Source organism: Desulfatitalea alkaliphila (assembly GCF_022968795.1).
In the GTDB taxonomy this organism is placed as follows: domain Bacteria; phylum Desulfobacterota; class Desulfobacteria; order Desulfobacterales; family Desulfosarcinaceae; genus Desulfatitalea; species Desulfatitalea alkaliphila.
Genome location: NZ_JALJRB010000016.1, coordinates 70883 through 96613, shown reverse-complemented (window position 1 = coordinate 96613; position 25731 = coordinate 70883). Strand labels below are relative to the sequence as shown.

General features: G+C 62.3%; 22 protein-coding genes. 14 read left to right on the top strand and 8 right to left on the bottom strand.

Annotation, left to right across the window (positions count from 1 at the left end):
- Window positions 1–145: 145 nt before the first annotated feature.
- From MRX98_RS14195 to MRX98_RS14185, 3 genes are read left to right on the top strand one after another with little or no spacing between them, the layout of a single operon-like run.
- Window positions 146–925 carry a prepilin peptidase gene (locus MRX98_RS14195; protein ID WP_246910707.1) on the top strand — a complete coding sequence of 260 codons (780 nt, stop codon included), beginning with the start codon at window positions 146–148 and terminating at the stop codon, window positions 923–925.
- Window positions 922–1647: a metallophosphoesterase family protein gene (locus MRX98_RS14190; RefSeq protein WP_246910705.1), complete on the top strand. Its 726-nt coding sequence runs from the start codon at window positions 922–924 to the stop codon at window positions 1645–1647. The genes MRX98_RS14195 and MRX98_RS14190 overlap by 4 nt, the downstream gene beginning before the upstream one ends.
- Entirely contained in the window at window positions 1647–3005 is a 1359-nt protein-coding gene (locus tag MRX98_RS14185) for a protein kinase domain-containing protein (protein ID WP_246910701.1), read from the top strand. Before MRX98_RS14190 ends, MRX98_RS14185 begins: the two co-directional genes overlap by 1 nt.
- A gap of 112 nt (window positions 3006–3117) precedes the next feature.
- On the opposite strand, the gene MRX98_RS14180 is transcribed toward MRX98_RS14185, so the two are convergent.
- From MRX98_RS14180 to MRX98_RS14170, 3 genes are all read right to left on the bottom strand, one after another.
- Window positions 3118–3957 (bottom strand): Mrp/NBP35 family ATP-binding protein, encoded by an 840-nt coding sequence (locus tag MRX98_RS14180; protein WP_246910686.1) that lies wholly within the window; start codon window positions 3955–3957, stop codon window positions 3118–3120.
- 492 nt (window positions 3958–4449) lie between these two features.
- Window positions 4450–5229, bottom strand: coding sequence for a TIGR04219 family outer membrane beta-barrel protein (locus tag MRX98_RS14175; protein WP_246910683.1), 780 nt, complete (start codon window positions 5227–5229; stop codon window positions 4450–4452).
- Window positions 5230–5257: 28 nt separating this feature from the next.
- Window positions 5258–5947, bottom strand: coding sequence for a LysM peptidoglycan-binding domain-containing protein (locus MRX98_RS14170; RefSeq protein ID WP_246910681.1), 690 nt, complete (start codon window positions 5945–5947; stop codon window positions 5258–5260).
- Between the two features lie 435 nt (window positions 5948–6382).
- Here MRX98_RS14170 and MRX98_RS14165 point away from each other — a divergent pair, with 435 nt between their 5' ends.
- Complete coding sequence (locus tag MRX98_RS14165; protein WP_246910678.1) at window positions 6383–6637, top strand: cytoplasmic protein; 255 nt, start codon at window positions 6383–6385, stop codon at window positions 6635–6637.
- Window positions 6638–6697: 60 nt separating this feature from the next.
- Here MRX98_RS14165 and MRX98_RS14160 read toward each other — a convergent pair whose 3' ends face one another.
- The 3 genes from MRX98_RS14160 to MRX98_RS14150 are packed head-to-tail and all read right to left on the bottom strand — an operon-like array spanning window position 6698 to window position 8857.
- Window positions 6698–7195 carry a bifunctional nuclease family protein gene (locus tag MRX98_RS14160; protein ID WP_246910662.1) on the bottom strand — a complete coding sequence of 166 codons (498 nt, stop codon included), beginning with the start codon at window positions 7193–7195 and terminating at the stop codon, window positions 6698–6700.
- Window positions 7185–8618: a tRNA (N6-isopentenyl adenosine(37)-C2)-methylthiotransferase MiaB gene (gene miaB, locus MRX98_RS14155; protein ID WP_246910659.1), complete on the bottom strand. Its 1434-nt coding sequence runs from the start codon at window positions 8616–8618 to the stop codon at window positions 7185–7187. The genes MRX98_RS14160 and miaB overlap by 11 nt, the downstream gene beginning before the upstream one ends.
- 2 nt (window positions 8619–8620) lie before the next feature.
- Window positions 8621–8857, bottom strand: a complete 237-nt coding sequence (locus MRX98_RS14150; protein ID WP_246910650.1) for a DUF4911 domain-containing protein — start codon at window positions 8855–8857, stop codon at window positions 8621–8623.
- Window positions 8858–8949: 92 nt separating this feature from the next.
- On the opposite strand from MRX98_RS14150, the gene recJ reads away from it, so the two are divergent.
- The 3 genes from recJ to MRX98_RS14135 all read left to right on the top strand — a co-directional run bounded on the left by recJ (window position 8950) and on the right by MRX98_RS14135 (window position 12286).
- Entirely contained in the window at window positions 8950–10665 is a 1716-nt protein-coding gene (gene recJ / locus MRX98_RS14145; protein WP_246910647.1) for a single-stranded-DNA-specific exonuclease RecJ, read from the top strand.
- Between the two features lie 170 nt (window positions 10666–10835).
- Window positions 10836–11255, top strand: a complete 420-nt coding sequence (locus tag MRX98_RS14140; RefSeq protein WP_246910644.1) for a hypothetical protein — start codon at window positions 10836–10838, stop codon at window positions 11253–11255.
- Between the two features lie 11 nt (window positions 11256–11266).
- Complete coding sequence (locus tag MRX98_RS14135) at window positions 11267–12286, top strand: ribonuclease Z (protein WP_246910641.1); 1020 nt, start codon at window positions 11267–11269, stop codon at window positions 12284–12286.
- Between the two features lie 78 nt (window positions 12287–12364).
- On the opposite strand, the gene MRX98_RS14130 is transcribed toward MRX98_RS14135, so the two are convergent.
- Both MRX98_RS14130 and MRX98_RS14125 read right to left on the bottom strand, forming a co-directional pair.
- A complete protein-coding gene (locus MRX98_RS14130) occupies window positions 12365–15142 on the bottom strand; it encodes a M12 family metallo-peptidase (protein WP_246910639.1) in 2778 nt (925 codons plus the stop codon).
- A 21-nt stretch (window positions 15143–15163) separates the two neighbouring features.
- Window positions 15164–15616, bottom strand: coding sequence for a hypothetical protein (locus tag MRX98_RS14125; RefSeq protein ID WP_246910624.1), 453 nt, complete (start codon window positions 15614–15616; stop codon window positions 15164–15166).
- Between the two features lie 362 nt (window positions 15617–15978).
- On the opposite strand from MRX98_RS14125, the gene MRX98_RS14120 reads away from it, so the two are divergent.
- The 7 genes from MRX98_RS14120 to MRX98_RS14090 are packed head-to-tail and all read left to right on the top strand — an operon-like array spanning window position 15979 to window position 25711.
- The gene (locus MRX98_RS14120; RefSeq protein WP_246910621.1) at window positions 15979–19674 is read left to right on the top strand and encodes a nitrate reductase subunit alpha; all 3696 of its coding nucleotides are present in this window, start codon (window positions 15979–15981) and stop codon (window positions 19672–19674) included.
- Window positions 19664–21094, top strand: coding sequence for a nitrate reductase subunit beta (gene narH / locus MRX98_RS14115; protein WP_246910619.1), 1431 nt, complete (start codon window positions 19664–19666; stop codon window positions 21092–21094). The genes MRX98_RS14120 and narH overlap by 11 nt, the downstream gene beginning before the upstream one ends.
- Window positions 21095–21113: 19 nt before the next feature.
- A complete protein-coding gene (narJ, locus tag MRX98_RS14110) occupies window positions 21114–21626 on the top strand; it encodes a nitrate reductase molybdenum cofactor assembly chaperone (RefSeq protein ID WP_246910616.1) in 513 nt (170 codons plus the stop codon).
- A 10-nt stretch (window positions 21627–21636) separates the two neighbouring features.
- On the top strand, window positions 21637–22338 hold the full coding sequence (gene narI / locus MRX98_RS14105; protein WP_246910613.1) for a respiratory nitrate reductase subunit gamma: 702 nt from the start codon (window positions 21637–21639) through the stop codon (window positions 22336–22338).
- Window positions 22339–22381: 43 nt separating this feature from the next.
- Window positions 22382–23677: an MFS transporter gene (locus tag MRX98_RS14100; protein ID WP_246910610.1), complete on the top strand. Its 1296-nt coding sequence runs from the start codon at window positions 22382–22384 to the stop codon at window positions 23675–23677.
- Between the two features lie 21 nt (window positions 23678–23698).
- A complete protein-coding gene (locus MRX98_RS14095; RefSeq protein WP_246910582.1) occupies window positions 23699–24682 on the top strand; it encodes an NADPH:quinone oxidoreductase family protein in 984 nt (327 codons plus the stop codon).
- A 33-nt stretch (window positions 24683–24715) separates the two neighbouring features.
- Window positions 24716–25711, top strand: a complete 996-nt coding sequence (locus MRX98_RS14090) for a dihydroorotate dehydrogenase-like protein (RefSeq protein ID WP_246910568.1) — start codon at window positions 24716–24718, stop codon at window positions 25709–25711.
- The last annotated feature ends 20 nt before the right edge of the window (window positions 25712–25731 follow it).

The following is a 25731-nucleotide window of genomic DNA, read 5'->3' as shown; positions in this document are numbered from 1 at the left end:
ATTTTGGCGGCCAGATGAATCACTCGGCCGACCGCACCGTAAATGTTCTGTTTAACACACAGACGGCGGTATTCAAAGAAAAAATCCGTGCGGCCGCCGGCAACCCCGACGGCTCACATGCATCAAGGAGGCGACAGCTCCGCCCATGGCCCCAATGTTGGCCGGTCTCTACTTTTTTCTGATCGGACTGTGCATCGGCAGCTTTCTCAACGTCTGCATCTTCCGCCTGCCGGCGGGCCGCTCCATTGTCCACCCCCCTTCGGCGTGCCCCACCTGCGGCAATCCCATTCGCTGGTATGACAACATCCCGGTATTCAGTTGGTTGTTGCTGCGCGGCCGTTGTCGCGGCTGCGGCAGTGCCATATCGGCCCGCTACCCCATCGTCGAACTGCTGACCGGACTGCTGGCCCTGGCGGTGTGGCTGCGTTTCGGATGGCACATCCAAACCCCCATCTATTTCGCCCTGACGGCGGCTTTGATCGTGATCACCTTCATCGATCTCGATCACCGCATCATTCCCGATGTGATCAGCCTGCCCGGCATCCCCATCGGTTTCGCCTGCAGTTTCCTGCTGCCGCACTTGCATTGGCGCGACTCCCTGATAGGCATAGTCGTCGGCGGCGGTTCGCTGCTGGTCGTGGCCTGGGGGTACCGCCTGTTGACCGGCAAGGAGGGCATGGGCGGCGGCGACATCAAAATGCTCGCCATGCTGGGCGCCTTCATCGGGTGGCAGGGGGTGTTCTTCACCATCATGGCCTCTTCTTTCATCGGCACCACCGTCGGCATCGCGCTGATGATCCGCATGGGCAAAGACATGAAACTGGCCGTCCCCTTCGGCCCCTTTCTGGCCATCGGCGCCTTGCTCTATCTTTTTTTCGGGCCACGGCTCATCGATTGGTACCTGTACGGTTTCCTGATGCCATGAGAATCGCCATCCTCTCCGACATTCACGGCAATTTCGAAGCCCTGGCCCGGGTGTTGGAGGACATGGACCGCTGCCGTGTGGACCAGGCGGTCTGCCTGGGCGACTGCATCGGCTACGGCCCTGAGCCGGAAGCGGTGATCACGGAAATCTACCGCCGGGGCATTCCCACCATCATCGGCAATCACGAAATGGCGGTGTGCGACCGCATCCACCTGCAATGGTTCAACCCCCTTGCCCGCCAGTCGTTGGAAAAAACCATCACCCTGCTCAGCGAAGACTCCCTGGACTTCATCCGGCATCTGCCCTACAGTCGCACCCTCTTGGGCTGCCACCTGGTGCACGGCTACCCCCCCGACTCGGCCCAAACCTACCTGTTTCAGAAAACAAGTCAGGAAATCAAGCAAACCCTCACCGACATGGTGCCGCCCATCTGCTTCATCGGTCACACCCATGACCTGGAATGGATCGGTTACGACGGCCGCCGCCTGGAGCGCCATCCATTGCACCAAGGCACCACCACCCTGGCCACCGATCAGTGCCACCTGATCAATGTAGGCAGCGTTGGACAACCCCGGGACGGCACCAACCACGCCAAGTACGTCATTTGGGATCAGGCCCACGCCCTGCTGGACACCCGTTTCGTGACCTACGACATCGCCCGCACGGTGGCCGCCATCGAAGCGCTCGGACTGCCCGAAGCCCATGCCCGAAGGCTGTGGTGATGCGCCACATCGGTCGCTATCGGATACAGGGCCTTCTGGGCCGAGGCGGCATGGCCAAGGTGTTCAAGGTCCGCCTGCCAGTGATCGACAAAACAGCAGCCCTCAAACTGCTGGCGCCCGACCCGTTGCTGGCGCGCTTGATGGGTACGGCAGCACTGCGGCAGTGGTTCGTGGACGAGGCGCGTGCCATGGCGGCCCTCCATCACCCCAACATCGTCGCTATCCACGATTTCGACCACCACGAGGAAGAACCGTTCTACGTAATGGCGTTTTTCGCCAACAACCTTGGCGACATGATGGGCGAAACCTACCGGGTGGAACAGCCGTCCCGTCGCATCGCCCCGGACAAGGTGCTGCATTACAGCGCCCAGACCCTTGCAGGCCTGGCCTGCCTGCACGATGCCGGCCTGGTGCACAGGGACATCAAACCCTTCAACCTGCTGGTCACAGCACAGGACACGGTCAAAATCTGCGATTTCGGTCTCTCCCGGTTGCGCGGCGAAACATTTGCCGGGCCATCCCATCTCAAAGTGGGCTCTCCCTTCTACGCCGCCCCGGAGCAAGAGACGGACCCCGACAGTGCCGGGCCGGCGGCGGATCTCTATGCCCTGGGCGTCATGGTCTACCGCATGCTCACCGGCCGCCTGCCCGCCGGTCCGCCCCATGACGCCGCTTATGGGCCACCCAGCCGGCGCAACAGCGACCTGAATCCGACCTGGGACCGGTTCGTCGCCCGGGCCATCGACCCCCGCCCGGACCGCCGCTTCCCCGATGCCGCCGCGATGCACCAAGCCCTGGAGCATCTGGCCGAACACTGGCGAACCGAAAAAGAGCGCACTTGCGCCATCCCGCCGCCGGCACCCGAACCGGCCGGCACGCCGCCCATCCCGCCGCTGCGCGCCGTGCCCATCAAAGCGCCACCGCGCAACGCGCGCACCACCTTTGGCCTGGATCCGCTCTGGCGACCGCTGCACTACACTGCAAACGCGTTCGCAACACCGCAAGCGGACATCGTTACCGACCACGCCACGGGGCTGGTGTGGCAGCGCGCGGGCAGCCCCTACCCCCACACCTGGCAATCGGCCCAAGCCTTCATCGACGGCTTGAACCGCCAAGAATGGGCCGGATACCGCAACTGGCGCCTGCCCACCATCGACGAACTGACCACCCTCCTGCGCCCCGCACCCCAAATCCGGGACCTCTGCCAGCCCCCCCTGTTCGACACCACCCAACGATGGATCTGGAGCGCCGACCGCAGCACCTTCACCGCCGCCTATTACGCCGACATGGCCCTCGGCTTCATCGGCCGCCAAGACTTCAGCGCCCCCTACTACGTCCGCGCCGTCCGCACCCCCTGACCCACCAAACAAAAAGGGGCGGACCACCCGGCCCACCCCAAAATACCCAACAAACTCCAACAGATAGAATTCCTTAACTTAAAACTTAAAACTTAACACTTAAAACTCGCATTTACCCCGCCATCACCTTTTCAGCAATGGCCGCATACGCCTTTGCCACCGGTGTATCGGGATATTTCTCCTGGAAGGAGATGCCGGCGTCGCCGCAGGCCACGATCCGGGGATCGAAGGGAATGCGTCCCAGAAACGGCAACCCCATGGCCGAGGCGGTGCGCTCACCACCGCCGACACCAAAAAGGTCCACCATCTCGTTACAGTGGGGACAGGTGAACCCGCTCATGTTCTCAACGATACCGAAAATCGCCATGTTCACCTTCTGGCAGAAATTGATCGACTTGCGCACATCGGCCAGGGAAACCTCCTGGGGCGTGGTCACGATGATGGCCCGGGCGTCGTTGATGGATTGAGCTACCGTGAGCGGCTCATCGCCGGTGCCCGGTGGCGCATCGATCACCAGATAATCCAAGTCACCCCAGTTCACCAGACCGATGAATTGCTGAATCACCGAGTGCTTGACCGGCCCGCGCCAGATGATGGCGCTGTCTTTGCCGGCAATCAACGATTCCACCGAAACGGCGCTCAAGTTGTCATTGTAGCGCAAGGGGATGATGCGTTTCTCGGCATCCACGTCCAACACGCCGCTGAATCCGAGCATGCGCGGCACATCGGGCCCGTGCAGATCCACGTCCACCAATCCCACCTTGGCGCCCTGACCGGCCAATGCCATGGCCAGGTTGACCGAAGTGCTGGTTTTCCCCACACCCCCTTTGCCGCTCATCACCACAAACTTATGTTTGATCCGCGCCAAGGCGGCTTTAACCGCCTCCTCCAACGCCAACTGCGGATTGGCCTGTTGTTTGGCCGCCCCGACGCTATCGTGAATATCCACCATGACCCCGAACTCCTTTCCTTGCTTCATCTAAACAAACAACGAGAGATGCGCCCCCTTGACGCAACGGATCAGATTATTGATTCGGTTGTGGGTTGTCAATGGGGTAATTCGAGCATCAACAGCGTATGTGCAACGTAATCGGCGAGATGCGGCAGTTGGTGGGGTAGAAGGGCAGTTTTAAGTTTTAAGTTTTAAGTGTTGATGGTCTCGTAAAAAGTCGGAATTTTCAATTTTCGACGCTGTAAGTACCTAAATTTATACGATGGCAATTTGCAAAAACACCGTTTTTGGGACTTTTTACGAGGCCATCAAGTGTTAAGTTTTAAATTTTAAGTTGAAGGAATTCTATCGATTATAGGGGGTTGGGGTGTTCGAGCGGATGGTGGGTATGCTCGGACGCATCGAAATCGGGATCGGGATCGGGATCGAAAAGGATGTTGTCAGTGATTGTAGGTTTTATCGCGTTTTTTGGATTGTCTTGACGGCGGCGGCTCAGAAAGCGAGCCCCACTTCCACGAAGGGGCCTTGAATGGTGAAATCGACCCGCAGGTCATCCTCGTCCACATCCACCCGGTCATAGCGATAGCCGGCGGCGACAAAGGCCGGGCCCAGCACATTGAAACGCAGACGACCGATCAAACTGTACACGCTGTTGCCGCTTACCGTGAGCCCCCGACCCTCCGCCTCCACGGCAAGCCAGCGCACGGGTGTCAACTGAATGCCAAGGTAAAGCTGGGGCAATGGCAGGGTGATGGTCTCTTTTTCACTGATCCCCGTCTCTTCCTGGCGAAGCCGGGCTTCCAGATCGAAAATGCGCACATTGAGTCCCGCATCGACATTCAGGATCCCTGCCGTGGCGGTATTCACGAAGGGCAATCCGTAATAGAGCCCCACGTCGTACTGATTCATTTTCAGCTTGGAATAGAAATCGAAGCGGCCGTCGAACTCTTGATCACCGAAACGGAAATTAACGTTCTTTTGCCCCCTGGCCTCGAATTCCGACGGGGCAGCCGCCAGATAGAGGTTGGGCAGAAAGGCGGGCATATCGATCTTGATGCGCCCCAGCACACGGTTCTCCGTATCGTAGCGCAGGTCCCGGTCCACATCGAGAATGTCCCCGGTGGCCACGGCCTTGTAACCGATGTCACCGCCGGGATCCTGATGCCATCCGCCCACGGCCAGCTCGATACCCGCGCCGTGAGCCGCGGCAACGCCAAGCAGACCGCATCCCATCCAAGCCACCAACAACAGCACCGCACCGATACGCATCATCAGCGATCTCCTTTGTTCCAGCCACCGCTCAGGGGCTGACGATCAGTCGTTGCCCCGGTTGCAGGATGGCATTCTCACCCAGACGATTCAGGTTGCGCAGCTGGTCCACTTTCAGACCGTAGCGCTGCCCGATGCTGAACAGCGTGTCACCCGACACCACCGTGTGGTATTGCGTTTTTCCCTCATCGGTCGCGGCCGGCGCCGGTGGCTCGGCGGCAGCCTTCTTGGTCGTGTCGGCGGACGCGGCGGCAACGGGCGGGGCCGGCGCTTTGCGGGCTTCGGCCAATTGCTTCTGCAGATTCTCCAGGCTCATGGTCAGATGGTCCATGCGCAGGGTCATGGAGGCTTCGCCCCGATCGTAACGTTCCTTGAATCGCTCGAAAGACTGGGCCTGTTCCCAAATGCGGGAGACCTTTTCGTCGATGGCCTCATAGCGCTCCAATCGCTCCTCGATCTGGCGCACGTTTTGCTGCAGCAACGCGATCTGCTGTTGCGAGGCGGGTTCGCCGCCCCTGCCGGAAAAGAGGCTCAGCAGGGCCACAACCGATGTCACGATGGCCACGACAAGCAGAATCAGAAAGATCGGCAATCGCTTCAAAAGACCTCCCGCGGCAGGATTGTTGCGCGCAGACCACGGCGAAAAATGCTCTTCGTCGTAGTATTCTTCCTTGGGTTTTTCTTCCTTTTCCGGCATCTCGCCGGTGTCCTTCCATTTCATCCAGCCACCCCCGAAGCAGCGTGTCCTCACCGGCGGCAGCCGCCGATATGGAATCGGGCGCGATCATCCCATCGACCGCCCTTCCATAACGACCTGACCCGACAAGGCCCTGTGGTATCAAGATCCACTTTAAAATCGACCGTTGGCAGGCAAACCACGGCCATGCGTTCTGTTGGGTTGATTTATAGCCCAGATGGTCCCGGGGCATCAAGTACAATCAACGGAATGCCGCAATACCCACCGGAGACGGTGGCCGCGCTGCCGCCCGGGTCGTGGATCGGGCAATACAACACACAACCGTTGGGTCTGCCTTCGACGGCCCCAGGGGCCCCTGGTCCAAAAAGGACGGGACCGCCACAGGAAGCTTGCGCCGGGTCTCTTTTTTCCGTATGGTGCCCATCGGCGACAATCATCGTTAGCACAGGAGCACCAAAAATGGCACTGCACGCACACACCTTTGTGGAAAACTATCAAGGCATGGTCGGGTTCGGTATGGATCGCGAAACCGACGAAAACACGGTGATCTATTACCTTCAGAAATTTTCCGACGATGCATTGCTGGATGTGCTGCGCCGGCGCATGGAGGACAAAGATCTGGAAGCGCTGTTCGAACTGATGTCGGTGCTGCTGCGCAAGCATTTGAGCGAAGAGGAGTACCACGCGCTGTTTCTCAAGGAAGACCATCCATAAAGATTCACCGACGCTGGCGGCATGGCGCCCGGCCGCCGGCGGAACCCCTGTGCCGGGGCCTCACACCTTGTATTTACCGAAATCTTCCGGTGAGAGGTTCTCCAGGTATTCGGCCCATTTTTTTCCCTCCTCACTCTGATCCAGCACTTCCACCTCACCATCGCCCCGCTTGGATTTTTCGATCACCTTGTCGTCGACGAAAATGGGCGCCGCGAAGCGCAGGGCGATGGCGATGGCGTCGCTGGGGCGTGCATCCATGGAAAAAGAGCGTCCATCGCGGTCAAAGTAGATCAAGGCGAAAAAGGTGTTGTCACGCAGGTCGCACACCTCCACCTTGGTGACCTTGGTGTTGAGCTGCTCGCTAAAGTTTTTGAACAGATCGTGGGTCATGGGACGTTCGAAGTGCACGTTCTGCAACACCGATGCGATGGAAGTGGCTTCGAGCAGCCCGATCCAGATGGGAATGGCCTGGTCGCCTTCCTCGGTCTTGAGAATGATGATCGGCGTATTGGAGGTGGGATCCATGGTCAGACCCGCCACACTGGCTTTATGCAACATGACTGCGTTCTCCTTTTCCCGCTGATCGGTACGTGTCGGGCAAGGGACTTCCCCAAAGGCTGTGCGCCATTGCTCTTTCTATCATGATCGGCATGATGCGCCCTGTCAATATTTGATTGGCCGCGCCGGGCGGCGTTCCATCCTGGCGGAAATGGACGATCTTGTTGCCGCCGGTGCGCCCCATCCACGGGTCGTTGTGCGGCAGGTCCGAACTGGTGTCGGCGTCCGTTTCCGCGACCGCATGCTTGCCCGGCCCGTCCACCAACACCGAGAAAACCCGACCGACCATCTCCCGGTGGATGCGTGCCGTCATTTGTTCCTGGCACGCCAACACCCGTTGCAGCCGCTCGTTTTTCAACGCAAGGTGGATCTTGCCGTCGAAGCGCGCCGCCGGCGCGTTGGGCCGATCCGAGTAGTTGAAGGCGAAAAGGCCGTCGAAGCGCACCTCGCGGATCAGATCCAAAGTGGCTTGAAAATCCTGCTCCGTTTCACCCGGGAAGCCGACGATGATATCCGAGGTGAGGGCGATGTCGGGCCGGATTCGCCGCAGGTGCGCCACCTTTTCCAGATACTGCGCACTGTTGTAACGGCGGTTCATCCGTTTGAGCACGGCATCGGAACCGGACTGAACCGGCAAATGGATGTGGGGGCACAGCTTCTCCAGACGCCCGAAAGCCTCGATCAGTTCAGGGGACAAATCCTTGGGATGGGAAGTTGTAAACCGGATTCGCGCCAACCCTACCACGTCGTTGACCATTGCCAGTAATCGAGCGAATCCCGGCAAGCCCTCCTTGATGCCGTAACTGTTGACGTTCTGCCCCAGAAGCGTCACCTCGCGCACCCCCTGGGCCACCAGGTGGCGAATCTCCTCCAGAATGGCGTCCGGCGCCCGGCTCGCCTCCCGGCCCCGCACATGGGGCACGACGCAGTAGGTGCAATAGTTGTCGCACCCCCGCATGATGGTCACGAAGGCCGAAACCGCCGAAGGTGCGGCGCCGTCACTGACAAAGGCATCGGGCGCCAGTTCATCGGTCATGGCCACATCCACGAGGCGGCAGCGGGTGGCGGCGATGCGCTGAATGGTTTCAGGCAGGCGCGGTATCGCCTGGGTGCCGAAAACCAAGTCGACATAAGGCATTCGGCGCAGGATGTTTTGCCCCTCCTGCTGGGCCACGCAGCCGCCGATGCCGATAATCAGCTCGGGATTGGCCGCCTTCAAGGGCGCAAGCCGTCCAAGGAAGCTGAAGGCCTTCTGTTCGGCCTTGTCCCGGATCGCGCAGGTGTTGACGATAATCAAGTCGGCCTGCTCGGGCGATGGCGCCGGTGCGTAATTCAGGGGTGCCAAACGGTTGCGGATCTGGTCCGAATCGTACACATTCATCTGGCATCCCATGGTGTTGATATACAGCTGCTTTATCGGCATGATCACTCACATGGGGGCGCAAGCGGCCCGTCTCGAGGTTCGATCAAGAACCGGCGGCCCAGATCGGTCATGATGTGCCGCACCATGTCGGCGCATCCCGGCGCCACAGCCAGCACCACAAGCCCTTTGACCGCATCCAGGGTGGTGACCACCGCCACCCCTTCATAGGCGTCGAAGGTGAATTTGAGCAAACTGATCTTGCGCCGGTCAACGCGGTAATAATAACGTTCGGTGTTCATTGAATACCTTAGGGCACGCGCCGTTCCACAGCCCCGAAACGGCACGGGGATTTCTCCTTGTCGGCCCAATCAATATAAGATATGCCCCCAGGATGCAAACGCAATGGACACTTCTGCAGCCCGACAAGGACCTGGTCCGGGAAATCCAACAGCAGCTCCAATGCCACCCCGTCACGGCGGCGGTGCTGGCCAACCGGCAAATCCGCTCGGCCGAAGAGGCGGCCGACTTCATCAAGCCCGACCTGGGACAGTTGCCCCCGCCCGCCTGCCTGACGGGCATGGCCGAAGCGGTGGCCCGCATCGCTGAAGCCATCGCGCACCGGGAACGCATACTGGTCTTCGGCGACTACGACGCCGACGGCATCACCGCCGCTGCGGTGCTGCACCACTTTCTGCAGGCGGCGGGCGCCGACGTGATCTGCCATCTGCCCCACCGCATCCAGGAGGGGTATGGGTTGCAAACTATGCACATCATGCAGCTGGCCGTTCCCCGGCATGTGCAACTCATCGTCACGGTGGATTGCGGCTCCGCCGGCGCGGATGCCGTGGCAACAGCCAAGCGGTTCGGCATCGACGTGGTCGTCACCGATCACCACAACACCGATGGTTGCCTGCCCGGGGCCTGCGCTTTTATCAACCCCAAGCGGGAGACAGCCCCCGGGCCCTTGAACGATCTGGCCGGCGTGGGGGTGGCCTTCTACCTGGTGATCGCCCTGCGTGCCGCCCTGCGGGAACAGGGTTGGTGGCAGCAACGGCCGGAACCCAACCTCAAAGGCTATTGCGACCTGGTGGCCATCGGCACGGTTGCGGACATGGTATCGCTGCGAGGCGTCAACCGGTTGCTGACCCGTGTGGGGCTGGAGGTGATCAACACCGGTGCGCGCCCCGGCATCCAGGCCCTGATCACGGCAGCCGGTATTCGCCAATTGCCGATCACCGCCGACGACATCGCCTTTCGCCTGGCGCCGCGGATCAATGCCGCCGGACGCATCGCCCACGCCCACCTCGCCTTCGACCTGCTCGCCGCCCCCACCTTGGCGGCGGCGCAGCCCTTGGCGCAGGATCTCGATGGCCTCAACCAGCGCCGACAGCAGATGGAAAACAAAATCCTGGCGGAGATCGACGGCCGCCTGGCCAATCGCCCCGAATGGGTGACGGCGCGCAAGACCCTCCTGTTGGCCGGCACCCAATGGCATGAAGGGGTGTTGGGCATCGTGGCCGCCAAGCTGGTCAACCGCTACCACCGACCGGTGGTCGTCCTTTCGGCCCGGGACGACCAGGCCAAGGGCTCGGGCCGCAGCATCCCCCAGGTGGATCTGCACCACGCACTGGCTTGCTGCGACCACCTGCTGGAAAAATTCGGCGGACACCGTCTGGCCGCCGGGCTCACCGTGGCAACGGAAAATATCACCCTCCTTCAGGCCGCCTTCGAAGCGGCGGTGGCCGAACAACTGCCGGCCCACGACCCGGCCCCGGAACTGCGGATCGACAGCCTGATCACCTTGGACCAAATCTCGCCGCAACTGCTGGATGAGCTGGAATCCCTGGCGCCTTTCGGAACGGACAACCCGTCTCCTCTTTTCATGGCTCGGGATGTGCGGGTCACCACCGCCGCCATTGTGGGGCAAAGGCACCGCCGCATGGTACTCTGTCAGCCGGACCAATGCACCCCGCCCATCGGCGCCATGCATTTCAACATCACGTCGGACACACCCCGTGCCCAGTCCTTCGAACAGTTGGCCTTCCGCCTGCAATGGAACCGTTTTCGCGGCGCCAAGGAGATCCAGATGATTGTGGAAGGGTTCTGAAGGGCAAGCCGCCACGGTCGATGGTAAAATGGCGCAAGAACACATTTTTGCTTGAAAACCACGAGGCTTGAATTTATTATGCCTTGTTACGATCCACGCGCCGGTGCCCTTCGGGGTTCTCCAAGCGGGACCACCATCGTTCCATCCTAAAAAAAGCAAGGCGGTGTGCCATGGGAAAGGTTTTTAGACCGAGCAACAGAGAGTCCAGCATCCTGTCCAAAATTGAATCCTCCAAGGAGCATGCCCGCCGGCGGGCCATCAGCGCCGCGCGGGACCATGTCGATGAGCTGGGCAATGCCATCGCCATGAAGCTGGTGGAAAACCAATTGGTGGAAACCACCAGCAAGAACACGCTGGAGGAGCAGATCGTCAAATGCCTGGAGGCCATGTGCCGCGCCGACGATTTCGACATCGACTACCTGGTGGCGCCTTACCGGCAGTTGATTCAGCACCCCAATGTGGTGAGCCTTTATGTCACGGCCTTTTTGCTGGAAAAGTTGATCAATCACAAATCGGTGGTGGACATTTACGGTTCGGACGCCGACATTTACGGATGCATCCACCAGCAGGTGACGCGCATCCTGCCCTGACACGCCACGGCATGCGCCCATCCTTCCATCCTCGCCTGATCAACGGCCCCTTCGACGATCCCGGACTGTTGGTCAACCTGGTTTTCCGCAAGCAGGCCTTGCTGTTCGACGTGGGGAATCTGCGTGCATTGTCCCCGGGGGATGTCCTGAAGATCGATCCCGTCTTCGTCACCCATACCCACATGGACCATTTCATCGGCTTCGATCAGTTGTTGCGGATGCTGTTGGGCCGCGACAAGCGCTTGCGCCTGTTCGGGCCCAAGGGTTTTCTGAGCCAGGTGGCCGCCAAATTGGCCGGTTACACCTGGAACCTGGTGCACAACTACCGCGAAGCCCTGGTGATCGATGCCACCGAAATCGACGATGACCGGCGCGTCAGCCAAACCTTCGCCGCCCAAACCGGTTTCAAAGGATCGGAACGACAGACCCAACCGGCGGCCGGCGGCCCCATCTTCAGCGATGCGGCCTTCGAGGTGCATGCCGCCCTCCTGGATCACCACACGCCTTGTCTGGCCTTCAATGTGCAGGAGCGGTTCCACGTCAATGTACTGAAAGAACACCTTGCACAAATGGACCTGCCGGTGGGCCCCTGGCTCACCCGATTCAAACAACTGTTGCATCAGCAAGCCGACCCCGACACCCCGATCCTGGTTCCGACGCCGGGCGATGCGCCAGGACAACGCCGGTTCACCCTGGGCCGATTGGCGCACACCGTCTGCCGCATCACCCCCGGCCAAAAGATCGCCTATGTCACCGATGCGCTATACAGCCCGGCCAATGCCGACAAGATCGTCACCCTGGCCCGCGATGCGGACCATCTGTTCATCGAAGCCGCCTTTTTGCAAAGCGAAGCGGCCATCGCCCGGGCCAAATACCACTTGACCGCCCATCAAGCCGGCCTGTTGGCCCGCCGGGCCAATGTCGCCCGGATGACCATTTTCCACCACTCGCCCCGTTACGCCGATCAGGCGCACCTGCTTTGCCGGGAAGCCCGGCTTGCCTTCCGGGGCGAAGCCGACACCGCCCAATAAAACGCCCCGCAAACCCGGCGGAGATCCGCCGGCGTTGCGGGGCGTTGACGATAAAACGATTGCTGTTGGCTACCTCAATCAGCGGTTGGACGTATACCGGCTGTACGGCCAGCGGAACCAATAACCGCCGCAGCCGCCCGTATCGGGCCTGGGAATGAGCGTGAAGACATCGGACCACACTTCATCCAGGCCGGCATCGACCAGTCGCTGCACATCGGGGTTGTCGGCGGAGCGATCAAGCCGGACCCGCACCCGGAAGGCAATCTGGCCTGCAATACCTTGGGTGAAGAAAAAATCGTTCTCATGGGTGGAGAGCGCATCGGCCAGCACCCCGCAATTGGCCTCCGTCACCGGACGATCCTGCTGGTCCAGTACTTCGAATCGGTAGACACGCCCTTGAGGGCCACCCAGAACGGTGAAGGTATCGCTGCCGTGGTCGTCATAGTAGGTGCCCCGGTCGGGGGTGTCCGATCCGGCGAACTTGCCGGCCACAAACTGCATCGGCACACGGATGTGGATCTCTCTCTGCCCTGCGCCCGGCGCCGTGCGGTCGGTCAAGGTCAGCGTATAGACACCGGCGCCGGCGGAACCGAGCAGCACGGCCGGATCCACCTCGAAGACGGCGGCACCGTTGGTTTGCTCGGTGACCGTTTGGCCCTGCCAGTTGCGCACCGTCCAGTTGTAACTGCGGGATGGATCAGCCGCCTGGAACCGAGCGGTTTGGGTCGCATCCAACACCGGCCAGGTGACGGGATTTTGTGCATCATAATCCTCCATCCCTTCCACCACCGGTGGCGGCAGCGGTGCTGCTTGCAACGCCACCTGGTCCACCCATCCGGCGGCGTTTTCGTCGGTATAGGCCACCGCCTCCTTCACGTAGCGCCACTGCAATTGCTGTCCGGCCTCCACCGGTGCGGTCACGAACTGCCACTGGGTGGTGCCGCTCAAGCGCTCCACGAGAGCGTTGTTGCGGTGGAATTCAAGATGGTGCCGCCCCGAATTTGAAGCGGTGCGCCACCAGAAGCTCAACGTCCCGCTGTCGGGCGCCACGGCACGCAGCCAAGAGACTTGGCCGTTGGCGATGGCGCCGCTTTGGGCCGCCGCCTCCCCGTCATGGGTCACTGCCGCCTGGCCGAACCATGGCGCATCGTCGCCGGATGTCCACGCCAGGGCGCTGTTGTTCAATGCCCGCCCCAGCGGCATGGTGACCGACAGCGCGATGGCGCGCTTTTGAACCAGACCGGTCTCGGCCTCGCTGAAAGTGATTTCACAGCCATAACGGCCCGGCGTCAAACCGGCAGCGGCGCTGTTGAAAGCGGCGGTGATCGAAATGGATGCGCCGGGGGACAGAACCCCGCTGCGCGGTGTCAGCGTCACCCAATCGGCATCGGCGGCCGCACTCCAGCGCACCTCGGTGCCGCCGGTGTTGGCCAGGTTGTACACCACGCGCGCGGGAACAACGGCGCCGTTGGGATAATCTCTTGCGGCAAGCACTTCTTCCGCCGGTGTCACGCGCCATTCGCCGACGGCGACGGTCGATTGCCGGTAGGCGGCCACCACATCCTTGGTCTCCCGCAAAGTGCGGGCGTTGTCGGCATACTGGGCATGACCGGTGGCGGCGCCCAAGTGACGAACATCAGGGTTTGAAAAGTAGGGCACCGGGCGGCTCGTGACCCGGTCCGTGTAGTAAGCGCCGCTTTCGTAAGACATCACGGAATTGTAGCGCCGATTGTCCGAACCGGTCCAGCGCCAACCGGCGGAATAGCTGAAAATCCCCGGCCCGGGCTGAAAGGTCTGCTCCCGATGGTGGTGCATCCCGAGGTTGTGCCCCATCTCGTGGACCAGGGTGTAGCTGGTGGCCGCCTGGCGGACCGACACCAAACAAAAGGCGTAACGCGCATTGCCCCTGCGCTCTGTCAGCAGCCAGCCGACGCCGCCGACATCGGTGGCGTTGGTAAGGAGGGCCACCATGTCGGCGCCGTGGGCGTCGCGCCACGCATGCATCTCGTCCATATAGCCGTCAGCGCGATTGGTCAGCCGCTGCAGGTCTGTATTGCTGCCGGATTCAGTGTAATTGACCTCGGCGCTGTGCACCAGCCGGAAATTCACCCCCACATCGCTGTTGTCGGCCACCAACTGGGCATTGGCCATGGCCGCTGCGACGATGTTGTCGATCCCGCCCCGGTTGGCCGCATATTGCCGTGCGGCCGGCGTGTAGACCACCATCACGTCGATGACGGTCTGCTCGGCATTGACCATTGTGCCGTGCAACGCCGTTTGATCCGCGGCTGCGGGCGATGCCTCGCTCTCGGCGGCCGCGCTTTGGGGAATGCGCTTGACCAGAGGCAAACGGTACTCCAGATCCTCGCGGTCGATGTCGAACACCCGGTAAGCACCCGTGGCGCGATCCTTCAGCACTTGGTAGAACTTGCCCCGTTCCGGTACATCGATGAACGCGCTGGTCTGATCACCGCTGGTGACCACCACGGCGTTGGCGAACCGCTTGCCCGGAATCCGGGCCCGCAACGTGCGGGTACCCATTTTGTTCCGGGTAACCCGATCCACCCGCGCCTCGAAGCGCACATCATCGAACAGATTGAGGGTCAATGCATCCCCTGCGGCGATGGCGTCGGCTTTTTCCAACCCATCCCCCCAACGGACATCGCGAAATCGTTTGGCTTTGAAGTGGCGCTCCGCCTTCTCGCCGATCTGCTCCCTTGCACCGATGGCTTCGCGCAGCAGCAAACGGCCGGCGGCCCACGATGTGCCCACCGACAGGGCAAGCACCAACAACGATATCAAAAACACCGGAAGCCAACGGACCCTCACCAGGCCCATCACAGAAAACTTTTTCATAATCATCTCTCCTTTTGCCCCCTATGGATCCGAAGCGGGGGGAATCAGTGGATCCGCTGGACCGCCGGGCAGCACTTCCACCGCCAGCTCGTCGAGCCGGTACCCGGCGATCCCTTCATCGAAGACGATGCGATATCGCCTGTCCTCCCCGGGCAGATCAATCTGAATCAGGGAACGGCCGTCGGTGGTGGCAGCCACCAGGGTCCCGGGAGAAGGCTGCCGCACATCGGCGGTGACCGTCACGCTTGACCGGACATCGGCGGCCACCCTCCGGATGGTCGCACGGCACACCTCGCCGTCGAACAGCGGGATGGTCAGCTCATCTCCCGGTTGCAATCGAGACGGGTAATCCAGGGGAGGCGTCAATTGAACGGGGCGGGAACGCACCACCTGGATCGAGATGGGCGGCGACGTTTCGCCGGAACCGGCGTCATCGGCACCCGGCGGCCCTGCCGGAGATTGATCTGCAGTCATGGCATGGCATCCCAACAAGAGTGCAAGCAGGTAAACGGCAAACGTCCACTTCGGATTCAAAATGGATTGCATCTTTCTTCGATTTGTTATGTCCCAGCGTGTCCTGGCGGCGCCGGACCCCTGTGGTGGGGGAAGCCAGTTCCGGTGCCGCACCAATGCTTCCGCAGAAAGGGAATGAACAGCGGAAACATTTACAATTGCATATTCGCTTAACAAGCGGTGCCGATGAATGCAAGGCTTAATTTTTGACTTAAGTCAATGCGTTGTTTTAGAATGGCGCATATCCTATCTCCAAGGCCCGCATTTTTCGCAATTTTGTGCACCAATCTTTCGTTTCCCTTTGCCTGACCGGGAGGTGTCTCATGACCAATGGATGGTTGCAGCGATTGCGTTTCTTTCGACCGCGCGGATCGCAGCATGGGTGCCAGGAGGAAAAAAGCGCCGACGGCTGGTCCGAAACCCGCTGCGGCCAACGCGAGTGGGAGGACTTGTACCGCCGCCGCTGGCAGTATGACAAGAAGGTGCGCTCCACCCACGGCGTCAACTGCACCGGCTCCTGCTCCTGGGATGTCTATGTGAAAGACGGCATCCTGGTCTGGGAAACCCAGGCCACGGACTATCCGGCCTGCGGCGAGGGGTTCCCCAACCACGAGCCGCGGGGCTGCCCCCGCGGGGCCACCTACTCGTGGTACACCTACAGCCCGGTGCGGCTCAAACACCCCCTGGTGCGCGCCGGTCTGATGGAGATGTGGCAGACCGCTCTTGACAGGGGCGAGGATCCGGTCACCGCCTGGGCGGGCATCGTGGGCGACGACGCCAAACGACGCCGGTTTCAGAAGGCACGCGGCAAGGGGAGCTTCGTGCGCGTCTCCTGGGACCAGGCGGCCGCTCTGATCGCCGCGGCCCTAGTGCACACCATCAAAACCCACGGCCCGGACCGCATCTTCGGCTTCACGCCCATTCCGGCCATGTCCATGGTGTGCTATGCCGCCGGTGCCCGCTTTCTCTCCCTGATCGGCGGCGCCATGCTCAGCTTCTATGACTGGTACTGCGACCTGCCGCCGGCCTCGCCCCAGATCTGGGGCGAGCAGACCGACGTGCCCGAAAGCGCCGACTGGTACGAATCCGCCTACTTCATCGTCTGGGGCACCAACCTGCCCATGACCCGCACCCCCGACGCCCATTTCTACACCGAGGCCCGTTACCGGGGCGCCCGGGTGGCGGCCGTGGCGCCCGACTACGCCGAGTACGTCAAGTTCGCCGACACCTGGCTGCCGGCCAAGGCGGGCACCGACGCGGCCCTGGCCATGGCCATGACCCACGTGATCGTCAAGGAGTTCTATATCGAGCGCCAGGTGCCCTATTTCATGGAGTACGCCCGGCAGTACACCGACCTGCCCTTCCTGGTGGTGCTGACGCCCAGCGCGGACAGCCATGTGCCGGGCCGCTTCCTGCGGGCCGCGGACCTTGGCCTGGAGACCCCGAACGCCGCATGGAAAACGGTGGTGTGCGACGCCCGGGACCGGTCTTTGCAAGTGCCCAACGGCAGCATCGGGTTCCGCTGGAGCGAGGAGGGGCGCTGGAATCTCAAGCTGGAAGAAAACGGTCGACGCATCGACCCGCTGCTGAGCCTGGCCGAAACGGCCGACGGCTGGGCCGACGCGTCCTTCACCCTGTTTGCCGTCGACGGGGCCGGCATCCGCCAAGGCCGGGTACCGATCCTCTCCATCAACACCCCCACCGGCGCATTGCAGGTGACCACGGTGTTCGATCTGATGGCCGCCCATCTGGGGGTCCGGCATCCAGGCGCACCTGAAGCCGCCGCCGATGACCCGGCCGATTACAACGACCCCCGTCCCTACACCCCCGCCTGGCAAGAGGCGATCACCGGCGTGCCCCGGGCCGATGCCATCCGGGTGGCACGGGAGTTCGCCGCCAATGCCGAGCAGACCCGCGGAAAATCCATAATTTTCCTGGGCGCCGGCACCAATCACTGGTTTCACAGCGACATGATCTACCGCGCCATCATCAACCTGACCACCCTGTGCGGCTGCCAGGGGGTCAACGGCGGCGGCTGGGCCCACTATGTGGGCCAGGAGAAAGTACGACCCCAGGCGGCCTGGTCCCAGGTGGCCTTCGGCCTGGACTGGCGCCGACCGCCCCGCCAGCAGAACGGTACCTCTTTTTACTACTTCGCCAGCGACCAGTGGCGCTATGACACCTTGAAGCCCGAAGCGCTGCGCTCCCCCCTGGCCGAATCGCCCCCGGCCACCCATCTGGCCGATTACAACGTCATCGCCGCCCGCCTGGGCTGGCTGCCCTCCTATCCCCAGTTCAACCACAACCCCCTCGAATTGGTTCGGGAGGCCGTGGCCCAAGGCGCCGCAAGCGATGAACAGATCATCGCCCACGCCGTGGCAGAACTCAAAAAAGGCGAGCTGCGTTTCGCGGCGGAAGACCCCGACCACCCGGCCAACTTCCCCCGTTTGCTGTTTCTCTGGCGCGCCAACCTGCTGGGGGCCAGCGCCAAGGGCCACGAATATTTTCTCAAACATCTGCTGGGCACCGATCATGCGGTATTCAACACCGACGGCGCGCTGCGTCCGCAGGAGATCGAGTGGCGCGAGCCGGCCCCCGAGGGCAAACTGGATCTGCTGGTGACCCTGGAACTGCGCATGTCCACCAGCGCCATGTACGCCGACATCGCCCTGCCGGCGGCCGGCTGGTACGAAATGCACGATCTGAACACCACCGACATGCACCCGTTCATCCACCCCTTCAACCCGGCCATCGACCCGCCCTGGGAGACCCGCACCAACTGGGAGCAGTTCAAGACCATCGCCGAGAAGTTCTCCGCCCTGGCCGTCGAACACCTGGGGAGTATGAAAGATCTGGTGGCAACGCCGCTGCTGCACGACAGCCCCGGTGAAATCGCCCAGTCCGAAGTGCTGGATTGGCGCAAGGGCCAGTGCGATCCCGTACCCGGCCGCACCATGCCCGCCATGACGGTGGTCACCCGCGACTTTCCCAACACCTACAAGATGATGACCGCGCTGGGGCCGCTGGCCGCCGACGTGGGGGTCGGTTCCAAAGGCATCATGTGGCCGGCCAAAGAAGAGACCGAGGCGCTGCAAAAACTGCTGGGCACCGTGGCGGAACCGGGCATTTCACAGGGAAGGCCATCTCTTGAGACCGGCAAACAGGTGGCCGAGACCATTCTGATGCTGGCGCCGGAGACCAATGGCGAAACGGCGTACAAGTCCTGGGCCGCCCTTGAGAAGCGCACCGGCCTCGCCCTGCGCCATTTGAGTGAAGCCCGCCGCGGCGAGCGCTTCCGTTTCGACGACCTGACCGCCCAGCCGCGCAAAATCATCACCTCCCCGGTCTGGAGCGGCATCGAGTCGGAAGAGCGCCGCTATTCGCCCTTCGTGATCAATATCGAAGAAAAAGTGCCCTTCCGGACCCTAACCGGCCGCGCCCAGTTCTACCAGGACCACCCCTGGATGCGCGATTTCGGCGAGCAGCTGCCCCTCTACCGGCCGCCGCTGGACCTCCAGGCCCTGGCATCCACCCGGATGGCGCGCGAACCGGGCAAGGAGCTGGTGCTCAACTACCTCACCCCCCACTCCAAGTGGTCGATCCACAGCACCTACTCCGACACCCTGCCCATGCTGACCCTGTTCCGCGGCGGCGAGGCCATCTGGATCAACGACGCGGACGCCCGCACCATCGACATCCAGGACAACGACTGGCTGGAGTGCTTCAATCTCAACGGCGTTGTGATGGCCAAGGCCGTGGTCAGCCCGCGCATCCCGCCGGGCAAGGCCTTCATGTACCACGCCCAGGAGCGGCTGATCAGCACGCCGGGGTCCAAGCGCTCCGGCAAACGCGGCGGCACCCACAACAGCGTCACCCGGGTGATGGTCAAACCCACCCACATGATCGGCGGCTATGCCCAGTTCAGCTACGGATTCAACTACTACGGACCCATCGGCGCCCAGCGCGACGAGATGATCGTGGTCCGCAAGGCCGGGGAGGTGCAGTGGTATGAAGATTAAAGCCCAATACGCCATGGTGTTGAATCTGGACAAATGCATCGGCTGCCACACCTGCAGCCTGCCGTGCAACAACGTCTGGACCAACCGCAAAGGCGCCGAGTACATGTGGTTCAACAATGTGGAGTGCAAACCCGGCATCGGTTATCCGCGCAAGTGGGAGAACCAGCAGATTCACCGGGGCGGCTGGACCCTTGGTGAAAAGGGTCTGCAACTGGCGGCCGGCGGCCGGGTGCACAAAACCCTGAACATCTTCCACAACCCCGACCTGCCCACCATCGACCAGTACTACGAGCCGTGGGACTACGACTACGCCAAGCTGATCGAAAGCCCGGCGCGCCAACACCAGCCCGCCATCCGGCCCCGCTCCCAGCTCACCGGCGAACCCCTGGATCTGCAATGGGGCCCCAACTGGGAGGACGACCTGGCCGGTCTGGCCACCACCGGCGGCGGCGACGTCAACTTCAAAAACCTGGAAGTCGCCACCTACCTGCAGTTCCGCAACGTGTTCATGTTCTGGCTGCCGCGGTTGTGCGAACACTGCCTCAACCCGGCCTGCGTGGCCTCCTGCCCCTCCGGCGCCCTCTACAAACGCGAAGAGGACGGCATCGTGCTGGTGGACCAGGAGCGCTGCCGGGGCTGGCGCTACTGCGTCTCCGGCTGCCCGTACAAGAAGGTCTACTTCAACTGGCACACCGGCCGGGCCGAAAAGTGCCTTTTCTGCTATCCGCGCACCGAAGCCGGACAGACCACCCTGTGCGCCCACAGCTGCGTGGGCCGCATCCGCTATGTGGGCGTGCTGCTCTACGATGCGGAACGCATTGCCCAGGCCGCCGCGGCCCCAACCGACCAAGCAGTTTACCCGGCGCAAATGGAGATGCTACTGGACCCCGAAGATCCCGAAGTGCGGCGCGCCGCCAAGGCCCAGGGTCTGGCCGACAATGTGCTGGCCGCCGCCCGACGCTCGCCGGTCCACGCCCTGATCTGCCGGTGGCGCCTGGCCCTGCCCTTGCACCCGGAATTCCGCACCCTGCCCATGGTGTGGTACGTGCCGCCCCTGAGCCCGGTCAGCGTCCAGGCCGACACGACCGACGCGCAGGATCAGGTGGACCAGGTCGACCGCATGCGCATCCCCATCACCTACCTGGCCAATTTACTCACCGCCGGCGATGAAGTGCCCGTGCGCCTGGCCCTCTCCCGGCTGATGGCTGTGCGGCAATACATGCGCTCCCTGCGGTTGGGACAAACCGCGGACACCCAAGTGCTGGACAAGGTCGGCCTCGACCTGCCCACGGCCGACCGGATCTACCATCTGCTGGCCCTGGCGCGCCTGGACGACCGATTTGTGCTGCCCACTGCGCCGGCGGGAGACGCCGGTATATACAAGCGCCAGGGCACCTGCGGCTTCGGCGACGCCATGTAGCCCGGAAAGGAGGCCCCCCATGACCACTGCCTTGCCTGCCGAAGCCTTGAGTTTGGTATCCGCCCTGTTGCACTACCCGGACGATGAACTGCTGGCCGAGGTGCCCCATATGCGTCAAGCCGCCGCCCGCCTGGCGCATGATGACCTGCGGAAGAGCATCGACGGGTTCCTCAACCATTTAACGAACAATTCCCTGCTGTCCCTGCAAACCGAGTACACCAGCGCCTTCGACCTGGACCCATCCACCCCCCTGAACCTGACCTGGCACCGATATGGCGACAACGAAAAGCGGGCCGCCGCCCTGGCGCGGCTGCAGCGGCAATACGAACAGGCCGGCTGGGAGCGCACCACGGGGGATCTGCCCGACTACCTGCCGTTGGTGTTGGAATTCTTGTCGCTATGCCCGCAAGCCGGTACAGACGGCGAAATCAAGGAGTGCCTGGCAAGCCTGGAACAGATCGCCGGGCCGCTTGCGCAAACGGCGCCGGCATACGCCGCGTTGCTCCGGTCACTGGCCCGCGCCACCCAATAAGGAGGCTACCATGGACCTGGCCCACATTCTCGCGTTCACCGTGTTTCCCTATATGTGCCTGGCCACCTTCGTGCTGGGACACAGCTATCGCTACATCACCGACCGCTACCACTGGAACGCCCGCTCCAGCGAGTTTCTGGAGAAGCGATCCCTCTTCGCCGGCTCGGTGATCTTTCACTGGGGCATCATCCTCACCTTCTTCGGTCACGCCGGCGGCATGTTGGTTCCCCAGCGGTACTTTGACCTGGTGGGCATCGACGACCAGGCCCACCTGGCCATCGCCCACTGGAGCGGCCTGGCCGTGGGCATCGCCGCCTTTGTCGGCATTGTGCTGCTGCTGTGGCGCCGTTTGACCCACCCACGGGTGCGGGCGGTCAGCACCATCAACGACACGATCACCGTCTTCGGGCTTTTGTTCGTCATCACCACCGGGCTTTTCAATGTGCTGTTCGGCGACCACAACGTACTGTACACCGTGGCCCCCTGGATCCGGGGCATCGTCACCTTCACCCCCGATGCCGCCCTCATGCAGGGCGTGCCCATCAGCTTCCAACTGCACGTGACCGCCGCCTGGGCCCTGCTGGCCTTCTCGCCCTTCAGCCGCCTGGTGCACATCTGGAGCGCGCCGGTTTTCTACCTGTTCCGGCGCCGGGTGCTCTTCCGGCGTCATGTTGCGCCGGCGCGGGCAACGCCGGACGCACGCCGGATCTGATCGAGGCGCCGGGTCACAGAACCAAGCCCATAGGAGTGTCGCCATGAACGACATGGTAAATGTGTGTCAGGCCCGGTCAACCCGCGGCGCCGCCCTGGTGTGGAGCAGCCTGGCCTTTTTCGGGGGCTTTGCCGGCGTTTCGGCCTTCGGCCCCATCGTCTCCCAACTCAAGGAGGGTCTGGCCTTGAGCCCCCTGCTGATGGGATTGCTGGCCGCCAGTCCGGCCTTGAGCGGCTCCCTGCTGCGCATTCCCTTCGGCGCCGTGGTGGACCGCGTGGGCGGCAAGAAACCCGTACTTTTGCTGCTGGGTTTGGCGGCGGCCGGCATCGCCGGCATCACCCTGATGTTCCACCTTTATCCGCAACCGTCGCCCGCCCACTACCCCCTTTTTCTATTCTTCGGCGTGTTGTGCGGCAGCGGCATCGCCACCTTCTCCGTGGGCGTGCCCAGCGTTTCTTACTGGTATCCGCAAAAACGGCAGGGATCGGCGCTGGCCGTCTACGCGGGCCTGGGCAACCTGGCCCCCGGCCTGTTCGCCCTGCTGCTCCCGTTTCTGGTGATCCGGCTCGGTTTTTCCTTGGCCTATGTGCTCTGGTTCGCCGCCATCGTGCTGCTGATGATATTGTTGTTTGCCTTTATGCGGGATGCGCCTTACTTTCAGTACCGCGAAATGGGCATCGAGATCGATCCGGACGCGTTGCTGCACGCCTGCGGCCAGGAGCTGATGCCCACGGGAACCGCACGGCAATCGCTGCGCAAGGCGGCCGGCGATTACCGCACCTGGGTGCTGACGCTGCTCTATTTCATCTCCTTCGGCGGCTTCATCGCCCTGACAGTGTGGTTCCCCACTTACTGGGCCGAACATTTCGGCATGGGCATGGTGGCCGCCGGCGGCTTGACCGCCCTCTACTCCCTCTCCACCAGCTTGTTGCGGGTGGTGGGAGGGTTCGCCGCCGACCGATGGGGCGGCGAACGGGTGACCATGGCCGCCTTCGCCGTCGTGGCCCTCGGGGCCCTGCTGGTGCTGCTGGCCGGCCCCCTTCGCTCCATCGCCATCGCCGGCGCCATGTCGCTGGCCCTGGGAATGGGGTTCGCCAATGCGGCGGTTTTCAAACTGGTGCCCAAGTACACCCCGGCGGCGGTGGGCGGCGCGGCCGGCATCGTGGGCGGCCTGGGCGCCTTCGGCGGGTTCGTCATCCCTCTGGCCATGGGGTTGTTCGTCAAGATCAGCGGCCCGGCGGGATACCCGCAGGGGTTCTCGGTTTTCGTGCTTTTCGGCCTGCTGGCCATGGTTCTGATGGCCATGCTGAATCGCCAAGCCGGCCGGACCGGACAATGAATCCCGCAGTAAGGAGCAGCCATGAAAGCGTTTGTGTGCACCGAATTCGGACCTGTCGACAATTGTGCCGTGGAAGAGATTGAGCTGCGGCCGCCGGACGACGATCAGGTGTTGATCGAAGTCCACAGTGCCTCGCTGAACTTTCCCGACGCCCTGATGGTCGAGGGGCGCTACCAGTTCAAACCGCCGCTGCCCTTCAGTCCGGGCATGGATCTGGCCGGTATCGTGCGCGAAGTCGGAACCAACATCACCCATGTGGCGCCTGGCGACAAGGTGATCGCCTTCTCCGGCCACGGCGCCTTTGCCGAAATGTGCCTGGCGCCTCGGGACAAGATTGTGCCCATGCCGGCCGGCATGACCTTCGACGCTGCCGCGGCCTTCGGCATCACCTATTCCACCGCCATTCATGCCTTTCAGGAGTGCGGCCGACTGCAGCCCGGTGAAACCGTGCTGGTGCTGGGCGCCGCCGGCGGTGTGGGCATCGCCGCCATCGAAGTGGCCAAGGCCATGGGCGCGCGGGTGATCGCGGCGGCTTCCACCGATGAAAAACTGGCCCTTTGCCGGGAGAAAGGGGCCGACCTCACCATCAATTACAACTCGGAAGATCTGCGCAAACGCACCCTGGAACTGACCGACGGCCGGGGCGCCGACGTAATCTTCGATCCGGTGGGCGGTGAATACTCCATGACGGCCTTCCGCGCCACCGCATGGGGCGGGCGACTGCTGGTGGTCGGTTTTGCCGCCGGCGACATACCGCGCATCCCGCTCAACTACGCTCTGCTCAGCGAAAGGTCCATCGTCGGCGTCTTCTGGGGCGCCTGGGCGGCCCGCGACGTGGAGGGTCAGCGGCGCAACCTGGCAACCATGGCCCGCTGGTTCACGGAAGGCAAAATCGCACCGGTCATCGATTCGACCATTGACCTGGCGCAGATACCCGAGGCCATGAAACGGTTGATGGACCGAAAGGTCAAAGGCAAAGTGGTCGTAAGGGTGAGAAAAGCGTAATACACTTCAGGGATTTTCAGAAAGGAGAATCCGATGGACCTGTCGACACGTTATCTTGGCCTGCACCTGAACAATCCCATCATCGCCGGCAGCTCCGGGTGGACCGGATCGGTGGAAAAGATCGAGCGGGTGGCTCGGGCCGGTGCCGGCGCCGTGGTGCTGAAGTCGATCTTCGAAGAGGAGATCGCCCACGAGCACGAGGCGGTGCTCAAGGAGGCGGCGGCGGAAAAAGTGCCCTTGGATCAGTTCGACTACTATGATTTCCACCTGCGGGGCAAGAAGCTGGAGCACTATCTCCAGCTGATCAAATCGGCCAAAAGCCGGGTGGAGATCCCCGTGATCGCCAGTATCAATTGCGTCTATTCCCACGAATGGACCGCTTTTGCCCGCATGATCCAGGAAGCCGGTGCGGATGCCATCGAACTGAACATGTTCTTCATGCCTTCGGATCTGGCGCGCTCCGGCCAGGAGCAGGAACAGATCTACTTCGCCATCATCGAAAAACTGCTCAAGACGGTATCCATCCCGGTGGCCTTGAAAATCAGCTACTATTTCTCCAACCTGGCCCAAACGATCCAGCGGCTCTCCCGCACAGGCGTGGCCGGGCTCGTTTTGTTCAACCGCTTCTTCAGCCCGGACATCGACATCGAAAAGCTTGAAATCAAACCCTCTTTCGTGTTCAGCACGCCGGCCGAGCTGACCGTTTCGCTACGCTGGATCGCCATCATGGCAAAGAAGGTGGATTGCGACCTGGCCGCCTCCACCGGCGTGCACGATGGCGCCGCGGTGATCAAGCAACTGCTGGCCGGCGCCGCGGCCGTGCAGGTGGCCTCCAGTCTCTATCGCAACGGACCGGAACAGATCAGCGCCATGCGCAGCGATCTGCAAAGTTGGATGCTGCGCCATAAGTATGCAAGGGTAGCCGATTTCCGCGGCAAATTGAGCCAGGATGCCGCCGACAATCCCGCTGTTTACGAGCGGGTGCAGTTCATGCGCTACTTCGGCGGCGAAGAGAAGGAAATCCTTTGAAATGATAGCGCAGGTCACGC

Bases quoted from the DNA above. Each gene is read 5' to 3' on its own strand.
- MRX98_RS14195 (WP_246910707.1), top strand. From the start codon at position 146: ATGGCCCCAATGTTGGCCGGTCTCTACTTTTTTCTGATCGGACTGTGC.
- MRX98_RS14190 (WP_246910705.1), top strand. From the start codon at position 922: ATGAGAATCGCCATCCTCTCCGACATTCACGGCAATTTCGAAGCCCTG.
- MRX98_RS14185 (WP_246910701.1), top strand. From the start codon at position 1,647: ATGCGCCACATCGGTCGCTATCGGATACAGGGCCTTCTGGGCCGAGGC.
- MRX98_RS14180 (WP_246910686.1), bottom strand. From the start codon at position 3,957: ATGGTGGATATTCACGATAGCGTCGGGGCGGCCAAACAACAGGCCAAT.
- MRX98_RS14175 (WP_246910683.1), bottom strand. From the start codon at position 5,229: ATGATGCGTATCGGTGCGGTGCTGTTGTTGGTGGCTTGGATGGGATGC.
- MRX98_RS14170 (WP_246910681.1), bottom strand. From the start codon at position 5,947: ATGAAATGGAAGGACACCGGCGAGATGCCGGAAAAGGAAGAAAAACCC.
- MRX98_RS14165 (WP_246910678.1), top strand. From the start codon at position 6,383: ATGGCACTGCACGCACACACCTTTGTGGAAAACTATCAAGGCATGGTC.
- MRX98_RS14160 (WP_246910662.1), bottom strand. From the start codon at position 7,195: ATGTTGCATAAAGCCAGTGTGGCGGGTCTGACCATGGATCCCACCTCC.
- miaB (WP_246910659.1), bottom strand. From the start codon at position 8,618: ATGCCGATAAAGCAGCTGTATATCAACACCATGGGATGCCAGATGAAT.
- MRX98_RS14150 (WP_246910650.1), bottom strand. From the start codon at position 8,857: ATGAACACCGAACGTTATTATTACCGCGTTGACCGGCGCAAGATCAGT.
- recJ (WP_246910647.1), top strand. From the start codon at position 8,950: ATGCAAACGCAATGGACACTTCTGCAGCCCGACAAGGACCTGGTCCGG.
- MRX98_RS14140 (WP_246910644.1), top strand. From the start codon at position 10,836: ATGGGAAAGGTTTTTAGACCGAGCAACAGAGAGTCCAGCATCCTGTCC.
- MRX98_RS14135 (WP_246910641.1), top strand. From the start codon at position 11,267: ATGCGCCCATCCTTCCATCCTCGCCTGATCAACGGCCCCTTCGACGAT.
- MRX98_RS14130 (WP_246910639.1), bottom strand. From the start codon at position 15,142: ATGAAAAAGTTTTCTGTGATGGGCCTGGTGAGGGTCCGTTGGCTTCCG.
- MRX98_RS14125 (WP_246910624.1), bottom strand. From the start codon at position 15,616: ATGACTGCAGATCAATCTCCGGCAGGGCCGCCGGGTGCCGATGACGCC.
- MRX98_RS14120 (WP_246910621.1), top strand. From the start codon at position 15,979: ATGACCAATGGATGGTTGCAGCGATTGCGTTTCTTTCGACCGCGCGGA.
- narH (WP_246910619.1), top strand. From the start codon at position 19,664: ATGAAGATTAAAGCCCAATACGCCATGGTGTTGAATCTGGACAAATGC.
- narJ (WP_246910616.1), top strand. From the start codon at position 21,114: ATGACCACTGCCTTGCCTGCCGAAGCCTTGAGTTTGGTATCCGCCCTG.
- narI (WP_246910613.1), top strand. From the start codon at position 21,637: ATGGACCTGGCCCACATTCTCGCGTTCACCGTGTTTCCCTATATGTGC.
- MRX98_RS14100 (WP_246910610.1), top strand. From the start codon at position 22,382: ATGAACGACATGGTAAATGTGTGTCAGGCCCGGTCAACCCGCGGCGCC.
- MRX98_RS14095 (WP_246910582.1), top strand. From the start codon at position 23,699: ATGAAAGCGTTTGTGTGCACCGAATTCGGACCTGTCGACAATTGTGCC.
- MRX98_RS14090 (WP_246910568.1), top strand. From the start codon at position 24,716: ATGGACCTGTCGACACGTTATCTTGGCCTGCACCTGAACAATCCCATC.